21 protein-coding genes and 1 tRNA gene are annotated in these 23,377 nt (G+C 64.3%); 13 read left to right on the top strand and 9 right to left on the bottom strand.

Translation table 11 applies throughout. From position 1 onward, the window contains the following. The first annotated feature begins 472 nt into the window (after positions 1 to 472). The 6 genes from KF733_00690 to KF733_00715 all read left to right on the top strand — a co-directional run bounded on the left by KF733_00690 (position 473) and on the right by KF733_00715 (position 5,494). Positions 473 to 856, top strand: coding sequence for a hypothetical protein (locus KF733_00690; GenBank protein ID QYK56007.1), 384 nt, complete (start codon positions 473 to 475; stop codon positions 854 to 856). 64 nt (positions 857 to 920) lie between these two features. Beyond that, positions 921 to 2,288: an ATP-dependent protease ATPase subunit HslU gene (gene hslU, locus KF733_00695; GenBank protein QYK57145.1), complete on the top strand. Its 1,368-nt coding sequence runs from the start codon at positions 921 to 923 to the stop codon at positions 2,286 to 2,288. Between the two features lie 21 nt (positions 2,289 to 2,309). Further along, a complete protein-coding gene (locus tag KF733_00700) occupies positions 2,310 to 2,957 on the top strand; it encodes a hypothetical protein (GenBank protein ID QYK56008.1) in 648 nt (215 codons plus the stop codon). Further along, positions 2,935 to 4,140: an HTTM domain-containing protein gene (locus KF733_00705; protein QYK56009.1), complete on the top strand. Its 1,206-nt coding sequence runs from the start codon at positions 2,935 to 2,937 to the stop codon at positions 4,138 to 4,140. Before KF733_00700 ends, KF733_00705 begins: the two co-directional genes overlap by 23 nt. Position 4,141: 1 nt before the next feature. Beyond that, entirely contained in the window at positions 4,142 to 5,032 is an 891-nt protein-coding gene (locus KF733_00710) for a hypothetical protein (GenBank protein ID QYK56010.1), read from the top strand. A 12-nt stretch (positions 5,033 to 5,044) separates the two neighbouring features. Then, complete coding sequence (locus KF733_00715) at positions 5,045 to 5,494, top strand: GAF domain-containing protein (protein ID QYK56011.1); 450 nt, start codon at positions 5,045 to 5,047, stop codon at positions 5,492 to 5,494. 211 nt (positions 5,495 to 5,705) lie between these two features. Here the strand turns inward: KF733_00715 and KF733_00720 are convergent, their stop codons facing one another. The 4 genes from KF733_00720 to KF733_00735 all read right to left on the bottom strand — a co-directional run bounded on the left by KF733_00720 (position 5,706) and on the right by KF733_00735 (position 11,716). Beyond that, positions 5,706 to 6,704 carry an NAD(P)/FAD-dependent oxidoreductase gene (locus KF733_00720; GenBank protein ID QYK56012.1) on the bottom strand — a complete coding sequence of 333 codons (999 nt, stop codon included), beginning with the start codon at positions 6,702 to 6,704 and terminating at the stop codon, positions 5,706 to 5,708. Positions 6,705 to 6,836: 132 nt separating this feature from the next. After that, complete coding sequence (locus tag KF733_00725) at positions 6,837 to 8,360, bottom strand: choice-of-anchor B family protein (GenBank protein QYK56013.1); 1,524 nt, start codon at positions 8,358 to 8,360, stop codon at positions 6,837 to 6,839. 165 nt (positions 8,361 to 8,525) lie between these two features. Further along, on the bottom strand, positions 8,526 to 10,103 hold the full coding sequence (locus KF733_00730; protein ID QYK56014.1) for a choice-of-anchor B family protein: 1,578 nt from the start codon (positions 10,101 to 10,103) through the stop codon (positions 8,526 to 8,528). 146 nt (positions 10,104 to 10,249) lie between these two features. Next, the gene (locus KF733_00735) at positions 10,250 to 11,716 is read right to left on the bottom strand and encodes an ATP-binding cassette domain-containing protein (GenBank protein QYK56015.1); all 1,467 of its coding nucleotides are present in this window, start codon (positions 11,714 to 11,716) and stop codon (positions 10,250 to 10,252) included. Positions 11,717 to 11,770: 54 nt separating this feature from the next. Between KF733_00735 and KF733_00740 the strand changes: the two genes are divergently transcribed. Then, the gene (locus KF733_00740) at positions 11,771 to 13,429 is read left to right on the top strand and encodes a DUF885 family protein (GenBank protein QYK56016.1); all 1,659 of its coding nucleotides are present in this window, start codon (positions 11,771 to 11,773) and stop codon (positions 13,427 to 13,429) included. A 47-nt stretch (positions 13,430 to 13,476) separates the two neighbouring features. On the opposite strand, the gene KF733_00745 is transcribed toward KF733_00740, so the two are convergent. The 3 genes from KF733_00745 to KF733_00755 all read right to left on the bottom strand — a co-directional run bounded on the left by KF733_00745 (position 13,477) and on the right by KF733_00755 (position 15,634). Beyond that, positions 13,477 to 14,970 (bottom strand): SDR family oxidoreductase, encoded by a 1,494-nt coding sequence (locus KF733_00745; protein QYK56017.1) that lies wholly within the window; start codon positions 14,968 to 14,970, stop codon positions 13,477 to 13,479. A gap of 229 nt (positions 14,971 to 15,199) precedes the next feature. After that, positions 15,200 to 15,412 carry a hypothetical protein gene (locus tag KF733_00750; GenBank protein ID QYK56018.1) on the bottom strand — a complete coding sequence of 71 codons (213 nt, stop codon included), beginning with the start codon at positions 15,410 to 15,412 and terminating at the stop codon, positions 15,200 to 15,202. A 146-nt stretch (positions 15,413 to 15,558) separates the two neighbouring features. Beyond that, positions 15,559 to 15,634 (bottom strand) — tRNA-Ala (locus KF733_00755). Between the two features lie 64 nt (positions 15,635 to 15,698). Here KF733_00755 and KF733_00760 point away from each other — a divergent pair. The 6 genes from KF733_00760 to KF733_00785 are packed head-to-tail and all read left to right on the top strand — an operon-like array spanning position 15,699 to position 20,674. After that, on the top strand, positions 15,699 to 16,469 hold the full coding sequence (locus KF733_00760; protein ID QYK56019.1) for a hypothetical protein: 771 nt from the start codon (positions 15,699 to 15,701) through the stop codon (positions 16,467 to 16,469). Further along, on the top strand, positions 16,466 to 16,870 hold the full coding sequence (ruvX, locus tag KF733_00765; protein QYK56020.1) for a Holliday junction resolvase RuvX: 405 nt from the start codon (positions 16,466 to 16,468) through the stop codon (positions 16,868 to 16,870). Before KF733_00760 ends, ruvX begins: the two co-directional genes overlap by 4 nt. After that, complete coding sequence (gene mltG / locus KF733_00770) at positions 16,770 to 17,867, top strand: endolytic transglycosylase MltG (GenBank protein ID QYK57146.1); 1,098 nt, start codon at positions 16,770 to 16,772, stop codon at positions 17,865 to 17,867. Before ruvX ends, mltG begins: the two co-directional genes overlap by 101 nt. Further along, positions 17,864 to 18,955 carry a YqeG family HAD IIIA-type phosphatase gene (locus tag KF733_00775; GenBank protein QYK56021.1) on the top strand — a complete coding sequence of 364 codons (1,092 nt, stop codon included), beginning with the start codon at positions 17,864 to 17,866 and terminating at the stop codon, positions 18,953 to 18,955. Before mltG ends, KF733_00775 begins: the two co-directional genes overlap by 4 nt. Then, a complete protein-coding gene (locus KF733_00780; protein ID QYK56022.1) occupies positions 18,952 to 19,770 on the top strand; it encodes a shikimate dehydrogenase in 819 nt (272 codons plus the stop codon). Before KF733_00775 ends, KF733_00780 begins: the two co-directional genes overlap by 4 nt. After that, positions 19,745 to 20,674 (top strand): threonylcarbamoyl-AMP synthase, encoded by a 930-nt coding sequence (locus KF733_00785; GenBank protein QYK56023.1) that lies wholly within the window; start codon positions 19,745 to 19,747, stop codon positions 20,672 to 20,674. Before KF733_00780 ends, KF733_00785 begins: the two co-directional genes overlap by 26 nt. Here the strand turns inward: KF733_00785 and KF733_00790 are convergent. Next, positions 20,671 to 21,486: a hypothetical protein gene (locus KF733_00790; GenBank protein QYK56024.1), complete on the bottom strand. Its 816-nt coding sequence runs from the start codon at positions 21,484 to 21,486 to the stop codon at positions 20,671 to 20,673. The two genes, KF733_00785 and KF733_00790, sit on opposite strands and share 4 nt — an antisense overlap. Before the next feature lie 5 nt (positions 21,487 to 21,491). After that, the gene (locus tag KF733_00795) at positions 21,492 to 23,366 is read right to left on the bottom strand and encodes an APC family permease (GenBank protein ID QYK56025.1); all 1,875 of its coding nucleotides are present in this window, start codon (positions 23,364 to 23,366) and stop codon (positions 21,492 to 21,494) included. Positions 23,367 to 23,377: the final 11 nt, after the last annotated feature.

Genomic DNA, 23,377 nt, shown 5'->3' on the forward strand with positions numbered 1-23,377 from the left:
AAGGAGGCCTCTTTATGCCTCGGCTGTCGGGGCTGGCCCAACAAGACTTTGCGCGGACTCGACGCGAAGGGCTCCCCTTGCGTTCCCCTCTTGGCAGCCCATGGCCGTCCATCCCTCGCCCCACCGTCGGCCACTCGTGATCGGACGACAATCGGACGACAATCGGACGACGAAGCTTGGGAAAGGGGTGTGTCAAGCCGACCGTCTGGTCATAGCCGAAGCCTTTCTGGGGTTGAGCGGGAGGTTCGGCAACGCCGTCTCTTACCAGACCGTCGAGGCGCGGTCCTTCGTGGGGAGGCCGGGCGCTCCTTGGCCGCGCAAGACATCCTTCCCAGGCTTGGGAAGAGGGAAAGGAACGCTCATCTAGAACCCCCTCCCCAGGCTTGGGGAGGGGGCAGGGGGAGGGGTTAGTCGAGGTAGCGATCGGCCCCGGACCCATAGCCCCTCACCCCGCCAAACGTTGAATCAATAGATGGATTGGTCATGGGTTGAGCGGAACTGGGACTCGCTGAGGCACGACGTTGTGGAGCGGTGGAACGCGGTGACGAGCGAGGACCTCACCTCGATCGCGGGGAACCGGAACCGGTTCGTCGAGATGTTGCAGCACAGGTACGAGATGGGCCGACAGGCCGCCGAGGCCGCGGCGGACGACTGGGCCAGGAGGATGCGCGACCCGAGGAAGCGCCAGGCGGCCTTGACCGTCGGCGGCGCGCTCCTGCTGATCGGGGCTGCGTTCGCGGGATACATGCTGTTCCAGAACATGTGCCGCCGGCGCGAGCTCGAACACCGCGAGAGCCGGTTGGACGAGGAGGTCGCCTCCACGATGGATGCCAGCGACCCGATCGCCCGGTACTGAGCGCCGCCTTTCAGAACCAGCCGATCCCGCCGTCCGGACGGGCGACGGGTACAACGAAGACTCCATGTCGCTGCCGATTGAAGACCTCACGCCCCGCCAGATCGTAAAGGAGCTCGACAAGTACATCGTCGGGCAGGCGGCCGCGAAGAGGGCAGTGGCCGTCGCCCTGCGCAACCGCTACCGCCGCCAGCGCGTCGACCCCAAGCAGCGCGAGGACATCCTTCCCAAGAACATCCTTATGATGGGGCCGACGGGAGTGGGCAAGACCGAGATCGCCCGCCGACTCGCCCAGCTCGCTCGGGCGCCCTTCATCAAGATCGAGGCGACCAAGTTCACGGAGGTCGGCTATGTCGGGCGCGACGTTGAGAGCATGGTCCGCGACCTGGTCGGCTCCGCCGTCCGGCTGGTCGAGAACGAGAAGATCGAGGCGGTGCGGCCCCAGGCGGAGGAGGCGGCGATCGACCGCCTGGTGGAGCTCCTGGACAAGAACCCGCACCCGGCCTACGCCATCTTCGGCGAGCCCGGCGAGCAAGAGGACTACGCGCAGATGGAGGCGGAAATGGAGCAGCGCCGCGCCGAACTGCGCCAGGCAATCCTCCGGGGCGAGCACGATTCCACCTTGATCGAGGTCGAGACCGAGGACGCGGGCAGCGGCTTCATTCAGATGTTCACCCCGCAGGGGATGGAGGAGATCGGCGTGGACAACCTCCCCTTTAACCAGAGCACGAAGTACGTCCGCACCAAGATGACCGTCCGCGAGGCGAAGGAGTTCCTGGTCGATGCGGAGGCCCGGCGCTTCCTAGACCGCACAAGCGTGAACCGGGAGGCTGTCCGGCGGACCGAGCAGACCGGCATCATCTTCTTGGACGAGATCGACAAGATCGGCGCGAAAGGAGGGGGCAGCGGCCCCGAGGTCAGCCGAGAAGGCGTCCAACGCGACCTCCTGCCCATCATCGAGGGTTCGACCGTGCCGACCAAGTTCGGCCCGGTGCGCACCGACCACGTCCTCTTCATCTGCGCGGGGGCGTTCCACATGTCCAAGCCCAGCGACCTGATCCCCGAATTGCAGGGCCGCCTGCCCATCCGGGTCGAACTCGACCCTTTGAACCAGGAGGACTTCCGCCGCATCCTTTTAGAGCCGCAGAACGCCATCACCCGGCAGTACCAGCTGCTGCTTGCAGTGGAGGGCGTAGACCTCACTTTCACCGACGACGCCCTCTCCGAGATCGCCCTCTTCGCGGCGGCCGTGAACGAGAAGGCGGAGAACATCGGTGCCAGGCGGCTCCACACAATGCTGGAACGGCTGCTGGAGCCGGAGATGTTCGACGCGCCCGAATGTGGGGCCAAGCGCATCGACGTCGACAAGGCCATGGTCGAAGAACGGCTCGGGCCGGTGATGAAAGACCTGCAGCTCAGCCAAACGGTGGTGTAGCGGCTCATTCATACTAAGGGCATGGCCGAGGAAAAGCGACGGGGAGTCAACCCCCTCGTGAAGCTCTTCGTGGCGTTCCACGCCTTCATGGTCTTGAGCTGGTCGCTGCCCAGACCCGCGCCCGCGGTGATGAACGGGGCACTGCCGCCGACCGCGGCCAACCTGGCTACCCACGCGCCGGACTTCCTCTTGGCCGCAAACCTCCGGCTCAGGAGCGAAGCCCCGACCCGCTACTACATGCTCTCGAGCGGCCTTTGGCAGTACTGGGACATGTTCTCCCCAAACCCCGCGAACGTCGACTTTTGGTACGACTCCGTCGTGACTTACCGCGATGGGACCACGCGCGTTGTGCCCTATCCTCGGATCCATGACTTGCCGATTTGGGAAAAGTACTTCAAGGAAAGGTTCCGCAAGTTCATCGAGCGAGTGAACAACGACGGGACCGACGCTTGGAAACGCCCCCAGTTCGCCCAACGGATGGCGTTGCTCGCCTATACCGACGCGAAAAACCCACCGGTGCGGGTCGAGCTGCGCCGCCACTTTAAAACCATGAAGTCGATGTACGAGCCTGTCCCAGAGGACTACACGACTTACAGCTTCTTCACTTGGATCGTCGACCAAGACCGTCTTCGACGAGAAGCTAAACGTGCGCTTCCTATCAAGTCTTAACGAGAAGATATTCGGCTACGGATCCCCCGTTACGATGGGATTGGTCCGGATGCTCACCGGCACCCTCGCGTTCGTGAACTTTGCCATGATCGCGATCGACTTCGATTCGTGGTTCACTGAGCGGGGCTTCGTCCCCGCCTGGTTCGCAGAGCGCTGGGCCGGGGGGATCCCTCGCTTGAACCTGCTGGCGAACGTGACGGACGACCGCGTCACGATGCTGGTCTATGGCCTTTTGATGCTCGCCTGCCTCTTAACGGCGGTCGGCCTTTTCACCCGGGTTTCTAGCATCGCGATGTTCGCCCTCATCGTCACGATGCACCACCGAAACCCCGAGATCTTGCACAGTGGCGACACCCTGCTCCGCAATATGGCCTTCTATGTGATGATCGCGCCGAGCGGCGCCGCGCTTTCGCTCGACCGCGTGATCGGACTTTGGAAAGGCACGGCTCCTTCGATCCCCGCAGAAGTCTCTTTGTGGCCGCAACGGCTCGTGCATTTCCAAGTGGCCGTCCTCTATTTCACCACGGCCTGGCACAAGTGGGGAGGTTCTACTTGGCGCGATGGCACCGCGACGTGGTACGTGCCCCAACTTCATGAGTTCGATAGGTTCCCGCTTCCCGCCTTTATGGATCAACAACCTATCGTGGCAATCACCACTTATGGCACGCTCCTGGTTGAGCTAGCCTTCGCCTCGCTGGTCTTCGCGAAACCATTCAGAAAATGGGTCTTGCTGAGCGGGCTCATCCTTCACGGCTTTATCGAGTACCGTTTCAACATCCCTCTTTTTTCCTTCATCATGACGAGCACATACGTTGCCTTTTACAGAGGCGAAGAGGTCAGCGCCTGGTGGAACCGGCTCACTGAGCGCTTCCAAGGGCGGCGGCTCCGCCTGCTCGCTCCGCACGGGGCCGACTGGAGCCCAAACCCCTTGCGGGCCCTCAAGGCGCTGGACGCCTTCCGCCAGATCGAGTTCGAAACCGGCCAAGAACCGGCGCTGGAGGCCCGCACCGCCGCGGGAAGACCGGTGTCCCCCGTCTTGGCGAGCTTGGCCCGGTGTCCGGGAGCCTGGGCGCTCTGGCTCTGGGTGCCGGCTTGGCGCCGGGTGCTGAACGCTGCCCTCCAGAGCCGGGCCATGTCCGCCGAAGCTGCCGTTCAACCGATCCAGGAGGCGGCGACCGTCTAGCGTGCGCTACCGCCTGAAACACCTCCTGCCCTGGCAGAAGCCCAAGACACCGGGCTTCGGCATTTCGAGCAGCTTTTATTTGAGCGTCCTGGCGGCCAGGCTGCCCCTGCCCTGTTTGGGAGCCTTCATCAACCCAAAGGGGGAAGGCGGCGCGGTCGCCGGGTTTGGAGTGCCCCTGGCGCGTGAAGCGGGAAAAGAGGCGATCGACCAGCCCTTGGAACGGGGTGTCTATGGCCTCTCTTCTCCGGACCGGCACAGCCTGCTGAAGATGCGAGTGCTTTCGAAGGAAGAGGCCGGGTTCGACCCCGAAGCCCTCGCCCGCAGCCCGCTCGCCAGCCACCTTCCCGCGGACGACCTTGACAAGATTCGCGCGACATGGTCGATCGTGCAGCTGACCTTCGAGGCGCACGACCCGAGCGTTTATCCCGCGCTGGACTTCCTGACCCAGTGCGCCGCGCGGCTGGCCGACCTCACAGACGGGCTCATCGCCGACCCCGTCTGCCAGGTTTATCGCTCCCCGGCGACCTGGCCGACGCCACGAAAGGAGGGCGAGCCTCCGAACGTGACCGATTTCATCGTCGTCAAACACGGCGAGGGGTTCGCCCACACGCTTGGACTCGCCAAGTTCGCCCAGCCCGAGATCGAGCTGGCAGGGTTTGGGCCGGGACTGCTCGACAAGGTCGACCTCTTGCTCCTGAGCCTGGCGAACGGCGTGCTCCGAGGCCAACTTCTGCAAGCTGGAGACCGGTTCGGCACGGCCGGCAAGCAGTTCCGCCTTGCCGAGGGCGGGCTTGATCGCGGTCGTTGGGATGGGATCGATGTCCTCGAGATCCTGCCGGAGCAGACGGGTGGCCTCGACGAGGCCCTTGCCGCCTTCGGTAACCCAGACTAGCCAAAATTGGGCATGCGCCCCCAATTTGAGGCCGTCCTTTATGCCGTCCGCGAGAGCCCCGCGAAGGGCCGCGCGTTGCGGGAGCTCGCGATACGCCAGCTGGACGGTTTGGACGGCTACGACTGGTCAGGGGTCTACCGGATGGACGGTGGTCGCCTGGTGCTGGACGCCTATTGCGGCGCCGATACCGAGCACACCGAGATCGAGGTGGGGGTCGGCGTTTGTGGCACCGCCGTGGCCGAGGACCAAGACCAGGTGGTCGAGGACGTCCGCGCCCTGACGAACTACCTCTCCTGTTCGACCCACACCCGGTCGGAGATCGTGGTTCTGATCCGGGACGGGGACGGCGCCGTTCTCGGCCAAATCGACATCGACGGCCACACCGTCGGCCAGTTCGGGGAGGAGGACCGGGCGTTCCTCCAAGTGCTCGGCTCCCTGCTAGCCGAAAGATGGCAGGAGTGAGCGGGAAGACGACGGAAAACCGCGCAAGGTTCCCACATGCCCCCTCCATTCACCAAATCTTAATGCGCTAGAACTCACGTATAAAGAAATGTTAAGTTATGGGAACCTTGTGATCACGGAGTCGTCAGAATCGCTTGGAAAGGGAGCGCAGGCTAAGGCGCAACTTTCCGTGAGTCTGTCCTAATCGGGCCGCCACCGTGCGGCCCACTTTTTAGCCAGTTTCGAAGACGGCTTCCATGTCCGAACTGTGCCCAGGGAACAGTTTGGCGGCAGGGTCAATCATAGTTTTTATCAAGCAGACCACAGTCGCCGCCTCGCCCACGCCAGTAGCGATTAAGCGTATCTTATTCGCATAGGAGCAGACATCGCCGACGGCGAAGACTCCAGGAAGGCCCGTGTTGAACTTTTCGTCCACGACAATTTGGTTTCTTTCGATCTTGAAACCCCAGTCTTTTAAGGGCCCTAGGGACGACTTGAAGCCGATGTTGACGACCACCGCGTCGCACTCCATCTTCTCGTCGCTCTTGTTCTGAACGTCTTCCAGGGTCAGGCAGTGCAACCGTCCGTTCCCGTGCACTTCCTTCACGACCCGCCAGAGGCGGAACTCGACGCCAAGGTCGCGCACGGCCTGGACCGTCTCCTCGTGCGCCCTGAACTGGTCGCGCCGGTGGACCAGCGTAATCGACCGCGCCACATCGTGCAGGTTCAGCGCCCAGTCGAACGCACTGTCGCCGCCCCCCACGATCACTACGCGCCGACCGGCGAACTCGGCCTTGGACCGTACCCCGTAATAGACCCCCCGGCCGACAAACTCGTCCTCGCCCGCAGCGCCAAGCTTCGTCGGGCTGAACGCGCCGTTGCCGGCCGAGACCACCACGGTCCGCGTGGGATAGCGGTTCCCGCTGGCGGAGACGATCGAGTAGCCGTCCTCGCCCTCATTCTCCAGGTGCGCCGCGGTCTCTTCGAGCACGACCTCCGGCTTGAAGCGCGACGCTTGCTCGATCAGCCCGTCGGCCAATTGCCTGGCGGGCACGGCGGGGAAGCCGGGCATGTCGTAGACAAGCTTCTCCGGATAGAGCGCCGTGAGCTGCCCGCCGAGTTCCGGAAGGCTATCGATGATGCGGACGCTCATGCCCCGCATTCCCGCGTAGAAGGCGCCGAAAAGTCCGACGGGGCCCCCGCCGATGATCGTCGTATCGACCCTGCGCATGCTTCTTGGGCAGTCTACGGCTTTCGCCACGGGCAGGGCGGCCCGAACCTAGGGACAAAGCCCAGGCCGGGCACAAAAGCGGGGCAGGCGCGGTGCCTGCCCCGATTCCGGCGCTCCGGTTCGGAATCCGCTTTACGGGTTCACAACGAAGGAAGCATGGTTGACGGACGCCTTGCCTCCCGAGGGCTTCAGCGTCACGCGCGCTTTCATCATCTTCTCGCCGTTCAAGAACTGGGCGGTGCCGCGGCCCTCGGGACGGAAAGTGGCGCCGTCATCGGCCTTGGCCCCGACCCACTTGCCCTCCTTGTAGTCCCAGAGTTCGACCGTGGCGTCTTTCTGGTCCGATTCAAAGCCGAAGCCGACCTTGGCGAGCCCGGACCAACGGCTTTTGCCCTCGAACTCGATCTGGATGTCCTTGCCCTTGACCGTCACCGCCTGGGTGTCCACCGAGCTCAGGCCTTCGAGATCCTCGCGGGAGGCCTCGCCCTTCACCGCTTTGGCGCTCGTCACCGGCATCTTCACCTTGGTCGCGTCCGTGACGTCCACCACGAAGAGCCCGCGGTTGATGTCGCTGATCAGCACGATTCCGCTGGGCAAGAGCGGATAGTTGCTCCAAGCACCCTCAAAAACCGCGTCGTCGTTCTCCGGGTGGGTGTCGAAGTAGCCCACCATTTGCGGCGACGTCCGGTTATCGTTGGCGTTGAAGATCCAGAGGCCGGTCGTGTAGTTCGCGTGGTAGACGAAGTCGTTTCGGGTGTAGAGGTTGTGGTCGATGGAGGGCTTGCCGGTCGTATAGGTCGAGACGAGCTCGGCGTTCTCCAGCACGCTCACGTCGAAGACGAGGGTACGGGTGGCGATCGAGTTCGTCGTCTCATCGAACTCGTCGTTGACGTAGTAATACTTGCGGTCGCTGCTCAGCCACCCTTGGTGGCAATAGCCGACGAACGGATAGGCGACGCGGCGGATCAGGGACGGATTGTCCTTGTCAGTCACGTCGAAGATTTCGAGGCCGCGGCCCTCACCGCCCCCGAAGAAGACCTGCTTGCCCTTATAAGGGCCCTCGGTGTACGTCACGACCTGGGCCTCGTGCTGATAGACCGGAGTCATCGTCTTGGCGCCGACTTGGGTCGGGTTCAGCGGGTCGGCCTTCAGGTCGAAGCAAGTGGTCGTCCCCGTACCTTCGCGCGAGCCGCAGGTGTAAAGGAAACCGCTGACCTCGTCGACCGCGATGGTGTGCGAGCGACCAGGCGAAGGGATGGTGCGGACGAGGCGGACCTCGCCCTCATCGACCTTCGAGAGGTCGATCACCTGCAAGCCGCTCGCCGCGTTCTCCGTCGAGACGTAAGCGGCCGACTTATAGGTCTTGATGTCCGACCACAAGCCCTTGGTGTGCGGCACTTCTCCCACGACCTTGATGTCGTTCGGATCGGTCACCTCGACCACCAATGTCTTGTTGTCGAAGCCCATCAGGCCGTATTCACGGCCACTCGGGCTCACGTACCCCCAGCACGTGTTGCCGGAGGCCGCGCCAAAGTCGGACGGCGGGAAGTTCTTTAGGAGCTTGACGCCTTGGGCAGCGTATTCCGGGCCCGCGAGGGCGAGGGTGGAGAGGCAGGCCAAACCGAACACGGCACCGCCCATAACGATCCTTCTCATGGAGTTAAGAAGTTATACGGCAGATCGACTAGGCGAGATGCCCGGCATAAATGCTAGATACCGTCTGGGAATGGACGAAATTCGCTCTAACTCGCGAAAAAAGGCTTCGGCCCCACCCCCTCCCCATTTCGGGGAGGAGGGAGCAAGGGTCGGGGTGGCCCCCCTTTACGGGTTGACGATCCAGTCGAGCTTGTCCACGTCCATCCGCCAGTTGTTGCTCTGGACGGGGCCGGCCTGGCTGATGCTCACCCGGGCGCGGACGGTCTTGCTCGTTGGCTCGATGAACCGGTCCGGGTTCGCGGCGGTGACGGTCAGGTCGGTGTCCGAGAGCGGCGCCGGCCCACTCTGCAGCGTGACCCAGTCGTTCGCTTGATAGTCGAACATCTCCACCTTCTGGGTCAAGTTCGCAATGCTGACCTTCGTGCGGAGCTCCAAACGAAGCTTAGTGACGTCCGTCCACATCGACGTGCCGTTGAACTCGACCCGGATCGGCGGAGTCGAGGAGTTCGGCGTGATGCCCTTGGCGACGGTCAGATACTGGCCGTCAGTTTGCTGAAGCTCGGTGAGACCGCCGTTCAGAAGCGTGCCAGGGCCGACCTGGAAGCTCTCGACCAGGGCGGTGCGCTTCGTGGCCTCGGTCACGTTGACCAGGAAGAAGCCGCGATTAATGTCGCTGATGAGCACGTTGCCGCTCGGCAAGTAAGGGTAAGTGCTCCAGGCGCCGTTGTAGGACGCATTGTCGTTCGCTGGATAGGTGTCGAACCAACCGACCTGGACCGGGCGCTGGGGATCCGAATACCCGTCGAAGATGCGAAGGCCGCTCGTGTAGTTCGCCTGGAAGATGTAGCCGTTTTTGTTGTACTGGTTGTGGTCGATCGCGCGAGTGCCGCTCGTGAACGTCCCGACCAGGTCGGCGGTCTCGAGCACGCTCACGTCGAAGATCAGCGACCGGGTTGTGAAACCGTTGTCCGACTCGTCGAACTCATCGTCCAGGTAGAGGTAATTCCCGTCCGGGCTCAACCAACACTGGTGGCAATAGCCCACGAACGGGTACGCGACGCGGCGGATCAGCTGGACGTTGCTCTTGTTCGTCACGTCCCAGATCTCGAGGCCGCGGTTTTCCCCGCAGCCGAACATGATCTCGCGCCCCGCATAGGGGCCGCTGGTGAACTTGCGGACCTGAACGTCGTGCTGGTACGTGGGCGTGAGGGAACTCGAACCGACGACGACCGGGTTTGCGGGGTTGCTCAGGTTGAAGCACATCGTCGTGCCATTGGCCTGGTTGGAGCCGCAGGTGTAGAGGTAGCCGCTCGCCTCGTCGATATGGATGTTGTGGGTGCGGCCCGGGTTTGTGATGGTGCGAACCAGGGTGACGGTGCCGCTGTCGATGTTCGCCAGGCTGATGACCTGGACGCCCGTGTTGTTCGCCTCGGTCACCACGTAGCAGTGGTCACGATAAACCTTGATGTCGCTCCAACTGCTGGAGGAGTGGGGAATGCTCGTAAGGATGACCGGGTTGTTCGGGTCTGTGACCTCGATGAAGACGGTGCGGACGTCGGTACCCATGAGGGCGTACTCCCGCCCACTCGGGCTCACATAACCCCAGCAGTCGTTGCCTGCGCCGGCCTGGAGCTGGGCCAAAGTGAAGTTTTTGTAGAGGGTGACCTTGTCGGACTGGAATTGCGCCGACGCGGGGAGCGCGAGCGCGGCAGCCATGGCGAGAGCAAGCTGGCGGTAGTTCATTTACATGTCGTCCCGAGTGAAGGCGGTCACGCTACCGGATTCATTCGCCATATCGCGATACCCCCACCAATAACCGGCACGTTTACGAGCGCGTTAGACCAAAATTGTCCGAAGAGATCGCGTAATACGGTGCGGCGTCGGTTCCGTCATTGAGGCAAGGCAGAAGCAAGGATCGACTTCTCGGTCGCCTCGGCCCGCTGGAACTCGGCGGAGAGGCGGCCTTCACGCATGACCAAGATCCGGTCTGACACGCCCAAGACTTCGGGCAGTTCGCTAGAGACCAGGAGAACGGCCGCTCCATCGGCGGCCGCCTGGTGCACGATCTCGTAGATCTCGCGCTTGGCCCCCACGTCCACCCCCCGCGTCGGCTCGTCGAGCAGGAGCACCTTCGGCTTCGCCGCCAGCCACCGCGCTAGCACGACCTTCTGCTGGTTGCCGCCGGAGAGAAGGCGCACCGGCTGGCGCAGGTTCGGCGTCCTGATGCGCATCGCCTCCACCTGGCGCTGGGCCGCCGCCGCTTCGCCGGGATCGTCGACGAGGATCTGCTTGCGGCCCGCGAACGCCATGTTCTCAGTCACGGAGCGGCGAGGAAGCAACCCGTCCGCCTTACGGTCTTCGGGCACCAGCACGATCCCCGCCTCCACCGAACGACGCGGCGAGCCGAGACGGACGTCCTGGCCGTCCACCGTGACCTTGCCCCGACCGCGGTGGTAGATGCTGTGCAGGAGTTCCGTCCGCCCCGAACCCACCAACCCGAACAGCCCCACGATCTCGCCAGCCCGGAGGCTGAGGTCGACGGGCTCCGCCAACCCCGGACCGATCAACTGCGAGACGGTGAGGCGCACCGGGCCGAGCTCGTGGGCACGGTAGGGGAAGACCTCGCCCAACGGGCGCCCCACCATCGCCTCGATCAGCCGTTCGTCGGCCACGTCCTGCAGCTGGGCGTGGGTGGCCACGTGCTTTCCATCGCGGAGGACGGTGCCTGCGGAGCAGAGCCGCCGGATCTCCGCCATGCGGTGCGAGACATAAATGACGGCCCGACCTTCGCCCGCCAGGCGCCCAATGACCTCGAACAACGCCTCCGCCTCCCGGCTCGTAAGGCTGCTCGTCGGTTCGTCGAACGCGATCACGCGGGCGTCCCAAGCGAGGGCCTTCGCAATCTCCACCGTCTGCCGGAGCGCGATGGAAAGCTTGCCGAGGCGCTCGCGCGGAGAGACCGAGACCCCGAGCCCGGCCATGAAATTCGCCGCTCCTTCCTCCATGGCCGCCCGGTCTACCAACCCCGCCCGGCCCGGCATGTGGCCAAGGTACACATTCTCGGCCACCGTCAGGTTCTCGACCAGGTGGAGTTCCTGATAGATCACGGCCACCCCGGCCTTCAAGGCGTCCACCGTCCCGCTGAAAAAGGTCGGCTGCCCGTCGAGCAGAAGCTTTCCTTCGTCAGGCCGGTGGGCGCCGCTCAGCACCTTGAGAAGCGTGCTCTTGCCCGCGCCGTTTTCGCCGAGCAGCGCGTGGACGCTGCCCGGCTCCACCCCGAACGAGACGCCGTCCAAGGCCCGGACGCCTGGGAACGACTTGCCAATCCCCTGGAACTCGACGGCAAATCCGGACATGGTTCGCGAGTAAACCCGGAAAGCCGGGAGACACGGCCTGGTACCTTTCGGACTATGCTGGGCTTTGCGGCTGTGGCCGCCTTCGCAACAATGGCAAGCCAACCTCAACAGACGTGGCCCGAGCGCATCATTCTCTACACCGAGGACATCGGTAGCCTTTCGCGGAAGTACGACGAAAGCCTTTCGCCCACCGGCGTCGACCGGATGGAACGGTTCTACCGGACGGTCGAGAAGGAAGCCCAAGCCGCTCCTGCTGAGACCCGGGACGACAAGGTCGATAAGGCCCTGCTGACGCTCGACGCGGCCAAGCGGGCCAAGCGGCTCGCCATCGAGGCCGGCCAAAACGAAGCCACCCCCCACCTCCCGTTCCGAGCGACGATCGTCGCCTTCGACGACGCCCGCCGAGACATTGAGCCTGTCCGTCCGAAAGAAGCGGCCAAAGCCCTGGCGCAAATCCCCGAAATGGTGGCCGACGCCCGGAGAGGCGCCCTGAATTCGCCCCCGAGCCGCGCCGTCGCCCTCCGTGCCTCACGGATGACGGCCCAATTGGGCCGGGCCCTCGAACGCTGGTTCAAGTTCTACGACGGCTATGACCCGCAGTTCAGTTGGTGGTGCCGCGCACCCTATGCCGAGGCAAAGGAGGCGGTAGACGGCTACGAAAAGTTCCTGCGGGAAGAGGTCGGCGGCGTGCGGCTCGGCGACCAGACCACCATCGTGGGCGACCCGATCGGGCGCGATGCCCTGCTCGCCGAGCTCCAGCTGGAGCTCATCCCCTACACGCCCGAAGAACTGGTCGAGATCGCCTGGCGCGAGTACGAATGGTGCCTGAAAGAGATGAAGAGGGCCAGCTCCGAGATGGGCTATGGCGACGACTGGCACCGGGCGCTGGAGGCGGTGAAGGGCATGCACGAGGAACCAGGCGGCCAGCCTCAGTTCATCAAAGGGCTGGCGGACGAAGCCGCCACCTACGTCCGAGACCACGGCCTCGTGACCGTGCCCGAACTCGCCGCCGAAACCTGGCGCATGGAGATGATGTCAGCCGAGCGGCAACTCGCCAGCCCGTTCTTCCTGGGCGGGGAAGCGATCATCGTGAGCTTCCCGACCGAAAGCATGCCCGAGGGGGCCAAGCAGATGAGCATGCGGGGCAACAACCGGCACTTCGCCCGAGCCGTCGCCCACCACGAGCTCATCCCGGGGCACCACCTGCAGCAGTTCATGACCCAGCGGTACCGCCCCTATCGCCAGGTCTTTTCCACACCGTTCTGGATCGAGGGCTGGGCGCTCTATTGGGAGTTCGTGCTCTACGATATGGGCTTCGCACGCTCGCCAGAGGACCGTATCGGGATGCTCTTTTGGCGGATGCACCGGTGCGTCCGCGTCGAGTTCTCACTCGGGTTCCACCTAGGCAAACTGACGCCGGACCAATGCGTCGAAATGTTGGTCGACCGGGTCGGCCACGAGCCCGCGAACGCCGAAGCCGAGGTGCGCCGCTCCTTCGGCGGGGACTATCCCCCGCTTTATCAGGCGGCCTACCTGCTCGGCGGCTTGCAGATGAAGGCGCTGGCGGCAGAGGCCCTCGCAAAGGGCATGACCCTGAGGCAGTTCCACGACGAGGTGCTGCGCCAAGGGCCCATCCCGATCCCCATCCTCCGGATGGCGCTGGGGCTCGGCGATTCGCCCGCCGGCTGGAAGTTCGCCCAAGCCCAGCTCTGAAGCAGAAGTGCTTTAACGCGACGCAGGGCACCCTATCACGCCCGCGCCTAGGTGGCCGGCCTCGGCTCAGTGGGCACTGCGCCCTCTGCCGCACGCTTTATGCCCCGGAGCATCCCTCCAAAAACGATGTTGTGGAACGGGACGACCATGTACCAATAAAGCAAGCCGAAAAACCCCTTGGGGCGGAAACGCGCGGTCATCGTCAGGCGGGTCGTGCCCTCGGTATGGGAATCGAGCGCGAAGTCGAGGGTCGCCGTGCCAGGGAGCTTCATCTCGGCCAGGAGCATGAGGCTCTTGTCCGTCTCGACACCGATGACGCGCCAGAAGTCGAGTGCCTCGCCGTAGCCGACTTCGTCGGGGTGCCGCCGTCCGCGCCGAAGCCCGGGCCCGCCCACGAGCTTATCCATCCAACCCCGGACCTGCCAAAGGATGTCACCGGAATACCAACCGTGCCCCCCGCCCACTCGGCAAACGGCTCTGTAGACGTCGGCCTTCGACGCGAGAATGTCGATCGTCCGCTGATCTTTGAACACGGTGCCGCCTGCCCATTCGGGGTCGCCTTGAACCGGGCCCGCCGCCGACCAACTGGTGACGACATTGCCCTGCTTGACTCGGGTCAAGGCGGTGTGGATCGCTTCCCGCACCCCCATCGCCTCGTGCGGCATGAGCCGCTGGGTCAAGTCATTGGTCACCACCACCCGGTTCCGCAGCCCTTCCGCGAGGGGCCGTGCGATGCGGTAGGACACCGGGGTGACGAGCCCGATCCAGCCGGAGCTGAGACGCGGAGTGAGAACCGGCAACGGGATCACGATTCGGCGAGGCAGTCCCAGTTCGTCGCTCATGATGTTCATGAGGTCGCGGTATTGGAGCACGTCCCTGCCGCCGATCTCGAGCGTCTGCCCGTTCGTCTCGGGCACCGCGAGACACTCGGTCAGCCAATGGAGCACATCGGCGATTGCAACGGGCTGGCATTCGGTCTTCACCCAACTCGGGGTGACCATGATGGGCAACCGCTCGACCAAGTAGCGAAGAATCTCGAACGAGGCCGAACCCGATCCGATGATCATGGCAGCGCGGAACGTCGTCACGGGCACGCCTCCCTCTTCCAGCACCTCCTCGACTTCGCGCCTTGAGCGCAGGTGCTCGCTCAAGTTTTCGCCCATTTCACCAAGCCCGCCGAGGTAGATAATGCGTTGGAGACCGGCCGCCTTTGCGGCTTTACCGAAGGCCCCGGCGAGCCTGCGGTCTTCTTCGGCGTAACGCGCCCCGCTCGCGTGCATTGAGTGGATCAGGTAGTAAGCACAATCGCAGCCCCTCAGCTTTCCGGCGAGTTCTGCCGGGTCCGAGAGATCGTCGGCGACGACGTCCACCCTCGGGTTCCGCCTCCAGTGACGGTCGTCAAGCTTCCGGGCGTTCCGGACGAGGCATAAGACCTCGTAGCCTTTATCGAGAAGCATGGGGACGAGCCGTCCTCCGACATAGCCCGTTCCCCCCGTTACCGCGACCCTCATCGCCTTGCCGCCTTGGTGAGCCCTTTCCATAGCCACCCGTTGTGCCGTACCGTGAGAGGGGGGAACCCGTTGAGCCGAACCTTCAGGAGAGGCAATCTCAACCCACGTAAGGGTTCTTCACTCGAGAAGAGCCAGCTCGCCAACTGTAAAGCAGGCTTAAGCGCCCCGAACCCGCTCAGACTCAACACGACCACCTCCTCTTCGGCCTGAACCTCAAATGGCCGGCCTCCTACAGTCCCTTGTAGACGGCCGACCATGGTCAGTTTGGGCTCTGGGCGACCGGCTTGGTGCGGATCTTGAGCTGTCCGCTGACACGCCATTCCGCGTGCTCGGCGGTGGCACCAGTGCCGCTTGGGACGCTGACTCGGAGGTCGCTGAAGTCGTATGTGATCTCTGCGTTGCGGCCGGTGAGCTTGTCGTAGAGGCCGATAGCAAGATCGGGCCAAGTCTTCGTGTGATCGGTCTCTTGCACGTTGCGTACTTCGGGGGCTGTTCCTCGATCGTCTCACGGGCCCCAGGCCAGGCACGTGTACTCGCCCCCCTTTCCGCCGCTTTGGTTGCTAGACCCCGGGGAGCTCTCGAGGGAAACTCGCCAACCGCTTGAGCACGCGAAAAGCGTGGTGGAGGCTAGGGGACTCGAACCCCTGACCCTCTGCTTGCAAAGCAGATGCTCTCCCAACTGAGCTAAGCCCCCAGAGGAAGTGAAGTGTACCGTCGGGGCCCGGGGCACAGGCGGATGGCTTAGGCAGAATCGGGCCGTGTCGCCACGCCTTGCCTTCGCTATCGAGACGGCCATAGCCGCAGGTCGGGCGACTTTGCCCTGGTTCCAGACCGGAGTGGACGCGGAGGCAAAGGGCGACGGCTCGCCCGTCACCGCCGCAGACCGAAGGGCGGAAGCGGTCGTCCGGGAACGGATCGGCAGACACTTCCCGGGCGAGGCCGTGCTCGGAGAAGAGGAAGGAGGAGACCCGACCGCGCCCGACCGCTGGGTCGTTGACCCGATCGACGGAACCAAGTCCTTCGTCAGCGGAGTCCCCCTCTTCGCTACGCTCCTCTCCTACGAAGTTGACAGTGTCCCTATTGTGGGCGTTGCATACTTCCCCGGTTTGGACGAGCTCTATTACGCTGAGAAAGGGGAGGGCGCCTTTTGGAACGGCAGGATTTGCCGCGTGGCGTCAGAAGAGGGCCGGGACACGGCCGTCGTCTGCCATGGGGGCATCAAGGCGATGCGCGGCGCGGGCCGTTTGGAAGGGTTGATTCGCCTGAGCGACCAAGTCATGGCCACCCGCGGCTGGTCCGACGCCTACGGACACGCCCTCGTCGCTTCTGGCCGAGCGGTCGCCATGCTGGACCCTGCCGTGAAGCGATGGGACGTCTCGGCCATGGCCCTCATCGTCCGCGAGGCGGGCGGCGTCTGGACCGACTTCGCGGGCCGGGAGGTGCTGGGGGACGAAGCCGTTTCGAGCACGCCCTGGTTCCACCCGACCGTCATGGAAGCCTATTCGGCCGTCGGAGCCGAGCCCCTATGAGAGCCCTGGCCGTGGATTTTGGCTCGAAGCGGATCGGAGTCGCGGTCGGCGAACATTCTGTCAAGCTCGCCACCCCGAAACCCGCCCTCGCGGCGAGCGGCACCCTCGCCCGCGACGCCGAGGCGATCGCCTCGCTGGCGCAAAGGGAGGAGGCGGAAGCCGTCGTCCTCGGCTTGCCCCTGGACGAATCCGGCCAGGAGACAAAGCTGAGCAAGGTGGTCCGCCAACTGGGCGAAAAGATTGCGGCGCTCGGACTCGCAGTGGACTATGTGGACGAGACGCTGACCAGCCACATCGCCCATCAGAGCCTGGAAGCGCAGGGCCTCACCATCGCGGGGACCAGGCGCCGCCTCGACTCGGAAGCGGCGTGCCAGATCCTGGAGAGGTGGTGGGCTGAGTAAGACGGGCCGAAGGGTCGGCTGCCTGCTGGTCGCGGCAATCGGCCTTGCGGCGGCGGGCTTTCTGGCGTTCAAAGGGTACGTCGCCTCCTTGGCGGTCGTCGATATCGGCGAGGCGACGCAGGAGTACGTGAGGTTCAACCAACCTACGCCGGTCGGCGAGGCCGTCGATTTTCTGCAGAAGCAGAAGATCATCAAGGGCGACGCCACCGGGAAGTACGTCCGACTGAGCAGGATGACGTTCACAGTGGCGGCCGGCACCTATTCGTTCCAGCGAGTCCACACCCCCGGTCAAGTCGTCGGCACCCTGCAGAAACCGGTCCGCAACATGGTGCGCCTGCCCGAAGGCTGGTGGATCAAGCGGACGGCCGACCGGCTTCAAGAGCAGCTTGTCTGCAGCGCTACAGACTATGTCAAGGCGGCCAACGACGCCGCGGGCTTCTCCCGGAAAACGAGGACCGGCACCCTAGAAGGCCATCTTTTCCCGGACACCTACGACCTGCCACCCCTGCTGGGGGCGGAAGAAGTTGTGCAGCGTCAACTTCGGGCCTTCGAGCAGAAGGCATGGCCGATCCTGGAGGCGGCCGACGATCCAGAGGCGGCCCTCATCGTCGCATCGATGGTAGAAACGGAAACGGCGAAGGACAGCGAACGGCCCCGAGTCGCCGGGGTGATCTATAACCGTTTAAAGAGGAACATGAGGCTGGAGATCGACGCGACCGTGCTCTACGCGCTGCAGAAGTGGCAGGTCTTGGGGCCTGGAGTCGTGCGCAAGGTCCGCTCGCCTTACAACACCTATCTCAACTTCGGCCTCCCGCCAGGGCCGATCTGTTCGCCGGGGGTCGCTTCGATCAAGGCGGCCGTCAACCCCGAGCAGCACGACTTCCTTTACTACGTCGCGCGGCCCGACCGCAGCCATTTCTTCGCCAAGACGTACGAGGAGCATCGTGCCAACATCCGCAAGGCGTCAAAGGAACGGGAGGCCGCAGCAAAACGATGAGACACGTCCGTCCTGGGGTGTTCGCCCGCCAGAGCATGCCCAGCACGCTCCGCCGGTTCAGCCCGAAGGAAGCGCTCGAACGGCTGACAGACGTTGACTTGGACGCCTTGAAGCAGGCCGACAAACGCCTGATCCTGCTGGACGTAGACAACACCCTCATCCGGTGGCGCGAGACGCAGGCGTCCGAAGATGTCCTTGCCTGGCTCCAGAAGGCGAAGGCGCTGGGCTTTGACCTCTGCATCCTGAGCAACACGAACAACTGGGACCGGCTTGGCGCGCTCTCCAAAGCGATCGACGTGCCGTTCATCCGCGACAAGAACAAGCCCAGCCGGGCGATGTTCCAGCGGGCGCTGGAGAAGTTCGGGCGCAAGCCGGAGGAAGCGGTGATGATCGGGGACCAGCTCTTCACTGACGTCCTGGGCGCGAACCGCTCCGGGATCGACGCGATCTGGATTCGGCCGATGGCCTCGCACGAGTTCGCCGGAACCCGCTACATCAGTCGGAACCTCGAGCGGGTCGCGGCCCTCTTCCTTTACCAGTACTTCCAAGAACACCCTCCCAAAGAGGCGGTAGAGAAGGTCGAGCAGGGGCTTTACTCCGGTTCGACGCTCGTCCAGTTCGTCCGGTTCATCATCGTCGGGGCGAGCTCCACGATCATCGACATCGGCCTGCTCTTCGTCGTGATGTTCGCCGTCCCGATCAACGGCCAACCGCTCGGCACGGTGCTGGGCGAATGGCTCTTGGCCTGGCAGCCCGGTGTTTTTGGCTTCGCCCAAGCCCGTCCCAGCGACGCAGCCGTCCCCGTGCTGACCGTGCCCGTGACCTCGCTCGCGATCCTCAACGGCTTCTATTGGAACCGCCTTTGGACCTTTGAGAGCCGCGATCCGAGCACGCGCCACCGGCAGTTCGTCCGCTATTGGATCATCGCGCTGCTTGCGATGCTCATCAATGCCGCGGTCAAGACCTTGGGCAACAACGTCTTGCCGGGTCACGCAAAGCTCAGCTTGCTCGCCGCGTCGGCGATCGCGACCGTCGTGGCGGGTGTGTTCAACTTCTACTTCCAGAGAAACTGGACCTTTAAGTCGTGAGCTGGAAGGAGTGGCGGGCCGTCGAACGTGGGGACTTGGCCGTCATCGGCGATCCCATCGCCCACTCCCTTTCACCCGTGATGCAGAACGCCGCTTTGCGGCACGCAGGTCTTTCGTGGGGCTATCAGGCCGTGCGAGTTCCCCTGGAAGAGTTTGACGAAGCGCTGGGGCACCTGGCCGCTTGCGGCCTTTGGGGCCTGAACGTGACCGTCCCTATCAAGGAAGCGGCCTTCGCCTGGTGCACCGACGTCGACCCGCGGTTAGGCGCCGCGAACACTTTAGACCTGCGGACACCGGGCCGGGGCACGAACACCGACGCTCCCGGGTTCATGGACACCCTGGCGGAACTTGGCGTCCAGCCGTGCCGGGCCGTGGTGCTCGGGGCGGGAGGGTCGGCCCGTGCTGTCGCCGTCGCCCTTTGCGACGCCGGATTCCAGGTCGCCCTGCACAACCGGACCTCAGACCGGGCGCGGGCCCTGAGGGGCGAAACCGGCCTTGCGATCGAGATCCTTGAGGAACCGGTCTTGACGGGGGGAGGGCTGGTGGTCAACGCCACTTCGGCCGGACTGGGAGGGGAGGCTCCATACGTGGCCTGGGAAACGGCCGAACCGGGCGCCCTCGCCTACGACCTGATGTACGGCCCAGCTCAGACCGCCTTCTGTGAGGCGGCCGAAGCGAGGGGGCTCCGTTCGACTGACGGCCTCGCGATGCTGGTCGCGCAGGGGGCTAGGTCGTTCACCTGGTGGCTCGACATCCCCGCTCCCCGTCAGGCTATGATGAGGGCGCTCGATGAGCATCGTCGCTCCAACCGCTGAGAATATTCGCTTCGCCGCACGGGTCGTCCGTGAAGGCGGGGCGGTTGTGATGCCGACCGAGACCGTCTATGGGCTGGCCTGCGACGCGACCAACGACGCGGCCGTCGCCAACGTCTTCTCCATCAAGGGGCGGCCGAGTGAGAACCCGCTCATCGTGCACATTGGAGGCCTGGACTGGCTCGAAAGGGTCGCCGCGTCCTGGCCGAAAGTGGTCGAAGAACTGGCCCTTCGCTATTGGCCTGGGCCACTGACCCTCGTCCTGCCGAAGTGCAAGGACTTGCCGGACCGGACCACGGCCGGGCTCGAGACTGTCGCCGTCCGCGTGCCGGACCATGACGTCGCCCTCGCCCTCATCGACGAGGCGGGCTGCCCGATCGCCGCTCCCAGCGCCAACGCGTTCAGCCGACTCTCACCCACCACCGCAGAAGCGGTCGCACCGGAGATCGCCGGCCAGGTGCCGATGATTCTGGACGGCGGACCTTGCTCGGTGGGACTCGAGAGCACCGTGCTCGACCTCTCGACAAAAACCCCGCAGATCCTGCGGCCGGGCGGCGTCTCGCGGGCCGACATAGAAGCGGCCCTGCGAATGCCGCTCGGCATCGTGCCTCCGCCAGCCGTCCGCCGCTCACCGGGCATGTACCAGCGGCACTATGCGCCTCGGGCGGCGATCCGGTTCGTCGACAGCCTTTCGAACGGCGAGAGCGGCTTGACCTTCCAGACCGCCACCGGCCCCGGACAGATCCACATGCCCCGCGAACCTCGGGCCTACGCGACCATCCTCTACGACGCTCTGCGGCGCGTCGATGAGTCCGGCGCGACCGAGATCGCGATCGAACTTCCACCCGAAGGGCCCGAGTGGGAAGCGGTCCACGACCGCTTGAAGAAGGCCTCCGCCACGCCCTAAGGCTTCCCGCCGGAGACCGGCCCCCGGACGATGACCAACGGGCGGCGGACCCGTTCGACCACGGCGGCCAACGTTTTCAGGCACGTCTCGTCGCCCTCGCGGAACTCGGGGAGGGCAAGCACCACGTGCGCCGCTTCAAACTCGTCCGCGACCTCGTTCAGGATCGCCGAGAGGTCACGCCCGCGCTCGATGCGCAGCACGGTGGGAGTGCCCCGGTCGTGCAGCCGCTTCCGGGCGGTTTCCAGCCCGATGGCGGCGGCTTCCTCCTTCTCCGGCATCGGGGCCGTGACGGGCTTTTCCCGCGGGACGATGATCGGGGCGACGACGACCGCCTTAGCCGGCATCGATTCGACCAGTTCCTCCAAAACGTCAAGGAGGTGGGCATCGTCGCGGGTCACGCTGAGGCAGGCGACGATGTGGCGGTCGAAAGCCTTGAGCGACTCTTTCTTCCTTCGGGGGCCGTGCTCCTCGTCCTCGACCAAGAGGTCGAGCGAACGGCGGGCGTCATCGACCGTCTTGACGACGGGGAGTTGGGACCGCACGTTCGGCACCTGGCGCAAGACCTCCATGACATGCTCGGGGACGGCCGCGACGATGATGCGGGCGTCCTCGAACTTGTTCACGAACTCTATGGCGTCGATGAAGGTCTCCGCTCCTTCCTGCGTGACCTCGGTGATGTCGCTGCAGTCGATGATGACGCCGGTGGGGTGGCGCTTCAGCGTCAGCGAGATCGCCGTGTGGATCGTCTCCCAAAAGTTCGAGCGAAGCGGCCCGGAGAGACGGATGACGTCTTCGTAAGACTCGACGATCATAAGAGCTAGCGGAGGAAGTAGCGGACGTTCGTGACGACCACGTTCTTGCGCGAGGCGAGGGCGGTCTTCAATTGGGCGGCCGCGTTATTGTGTAGGATGGCATGCCAGGGATATTTGGGCACGGCCTGGGGCACGATGACAGTCACGACCAAGTCCGGATCCTCTGCGATCATCTGGTCCACGTAGTCGGTGACGGGATCCACCAGTGACCGGTAGGGCGAGTCCAAGATCACCAGCGGGAGGTCTTCGCCGAACTCTTCCCAGGCTTTCTTGAGACTTTCGGCGCTGGAGCCGTCGAGGGTCACGTGCAACGCGCGGACGTCCGCCGTGCTGGCCCGAGCATAGGCGATCGCGCTCAGGATGCCTTTGTGCAACCTCGGCACCAACAGGAGAGCCGCCGTCTTGTACTTGGGAATCACGTCGTCCGGAGCCAAGTTCAGTTCGTTCGCCAGATACTTGTAGTGCTTGCTGATCGCCTGGAAAAGGAACAGCATCGCGGCCAGCGCGATCACGATCAGGTAAGCGCCCTCTTCCCACTTCGTGACAAGCAGGATGCCCGTCACGATGAACGTGACCAGGGCGCCGAACCCGCTGATCGACATTTGCCAGGCCTTCTTGCGGGCGGAGCCGGTCGCGCCCTCGGCCAGGGCCTGCTTCCGCTCGGTCCAGAGCTTCATCGCCATGCCTGCCTGGCTCAACGTGAAGGAGATGAAGACGCCCATCGCATAGAGCGGGATCAAACTGTGGGTGTCCGCGTTGTAGAAGACGATGAGCGCCACCGCGAACAGAGAAAGCAGGACGATGCCGTTCTGGAAAACGAGGCGGTCGCCCAGCGACATCAGCTGCCGGGGGAGGAAGTTGTCCCGGGCGACGAAGCTGGCCAAGCGGGGGAAATCGGCGTAAGCCGTGTTCGCAGCCAGGAACAGGATCGTGGCCGTCGCGACAAGAGTCAGGCGGAAGAGCCAGGAGCCGTCGCCAAAGTGCAGGCTCGCCAGCTGCGCGACCACCGTCTGGTATCCCGGGGCATCGGCGGCCATGGGGACGATGCCGTAGTGCATTGCGGACCAGCTGACGCCCAAGAACATGGTGAGCAACAAACCGACCATGAGGATCAGGGTCAGGCCGGCGTTCCGGGGCGCCGGGTCCTTGAAGGCAGGCACACCGTCCGCGATCGCCTCCGTCCCCGTGAGCGCCGTACACGAGGCGGCAAAGGCCCGCAGGAGGAGGAGCACGTTGATCGCGTGCCACCCTTCGGCCGGAGCGGTGAGCCCCTGGGGCGGGATGTGTGGCGACCCTGCCCCCCTCATCAAGCTCGTCCCGATGAGCGCCAGCATCATGACGACAAAGAAGTAAGTCGGTATGGCGAACAGCGCGCCGCTCTCTTTCGCGCCACGCAGGTTCGCCAGGCCCAAGAGGGCGATGGCCGCGACGCCGATAGGGACGGCGAAGGGTTGGACGCCCGGCGCCATCGAAACGATGGCGGCAATGCCAGAACTGACTGAGACCGCGACCGTGAGGACGTAATCGATCAACAAAGAGGCCCCAGCGATCTTGGCCGCCCCTTTCCCAAGGTTCTCGGACGAGACGATATAAGTGCCGCCACCTTTCGGATAGGCCTGGATCGTCTGGAAGTAGCTGAAGCCCACAATGAGCATCAGAACGCCGAGCCAGGCGCTCACCTTTAGCAGGTATTGGAGTCCGACCGGCCCCGCCAAGACGAGGACCAACATGATCTCCTCGCTCGCATAAGCGACCGAAGAGAGCGCGTCCGAGGCGAAGACGGCGAGCCCAAAAGGAACGATGAGCTTCTCGTGGTGGGCCCGCTTTGTAGCGATCGGCCGCCCCAGCAATATCCGCTTAAGCCGTGATATCCCCGTCATAGCTCGGCTGA

It is taken from the genome of Fimbriimonadaceae bacterium (assembly GCA_019454125.1).
GTDB lineage: Bacteria > Armatimonadota > Fimbriimonadia > Fimbriimonadales > Fimbriimonadaceae > JALHNM01.

Excerpts from the sequence above, each read along its gene's own strand:
- KF733_00700 (QYK56008.1), top strand. The coding sequence starts at position 2,310 with ATGGCCGAGGAAAAGCGACGGGGAGTCAACCCCCTCGTGAAGCTCTTC.
- KF733_00720 (QYK56012.1), bottom strand. The coding sequence starts at position 6,704 with ATGCGCAGGGTCGATACGACGATCATCGGCGGGGGCCCCGTCGGACTT.
- KF733_00775 (QYK56021.1), top strand. The coding sequence starts at position 17,864 with ATGAGACACGTCCGTCCTGGGGTGTTCGCCCGCCAGAGCATGCCCAGC.
- hslU (QYK57145.1), top strand. The coding sequence starts at position 921 with ATGTCGCTGCCGATTGAAGACCTCACGCCCCGCCAGATCGTAAAGGAG.
- KF733_00715 (QYK56011.1), top strand. The coding sequence starts at position 5,045 with ATGCGCCCCCAATTTGAGGCCGTCCTTTATGCCGTCCGCGAGAGCCCC.
- KF733_00795 (QYK56025.1), bottom strand. The coding sequence starts at position 23,366 with ATGACGGGGATATCACGGCTTAAGCGGATATTGCTGGGGCGGCCGATC.
- KF733_00785 (QYK56023.1), top strand. The coding sequence starts at position 19,745 with ATGAGCATCGTCGCTCCAACCGCTGAGAATATTCGCTTCGCCGCACGG.
- KF733_00745 (QYK56017.1), bottom strand. The coding sequence starts at position 14,970 with ATGGAAAGGGCTCACCAAGGCGGCAAGGCGATGAGGGTCGCGGTAACG.
- KF733_00740 (QYK56016.1), top strand. The coding sequence starts at position 11,771 with ATGCTGGGCTTTGCGGCTGTGGCCGCCTTCGCAACAATGGCAAGCCAA.
- KF733_00725 (QYK56013.1), bottom strand. The coding sequence starts at position 8,360 with ATGAGAAGGATCGTTATGGGCGGTGCCGTGTTCGGTTTGGCCTGCCTC.
- KF733_00735 (QYK56015.1), bottom strand. The coding sequence starts at position 11,716 with ATGTCCGGATTTGCCGTCGAGTTCCAGGGGATTGGCAAGTCGTTCCCA.
- KF733_00730 (QYK56014.1), bottom strand. The coding sequence starts at position 10,103 with ATGAACTACCGCCAGCTTGCTCTCGCCATGGCTGCCGCGCTCGCGCTC.
- KF733_00790 (QYK56024.1), bottom strand. The coding sequence starts at position 21,486 with ATGATCGTCGAGTCTTACGAAGACGTCATCCGTCTCTCCGGGCCGCTT.
- ruvX (QYK56020.1), top strand. The coding sequence starts at position 16,466 with ATGAGAGCCCTGGCCGTGGATTTTGGCTCGAAGCGGATCGGAGTCGCG.
- KF733_00690 (QYK56007.1), top strand. The coding sequence starts at position 473 with ATGGATTGGTCATGGGTTGAGCGGAACTGGGACTCGCTGAGGCACGAC.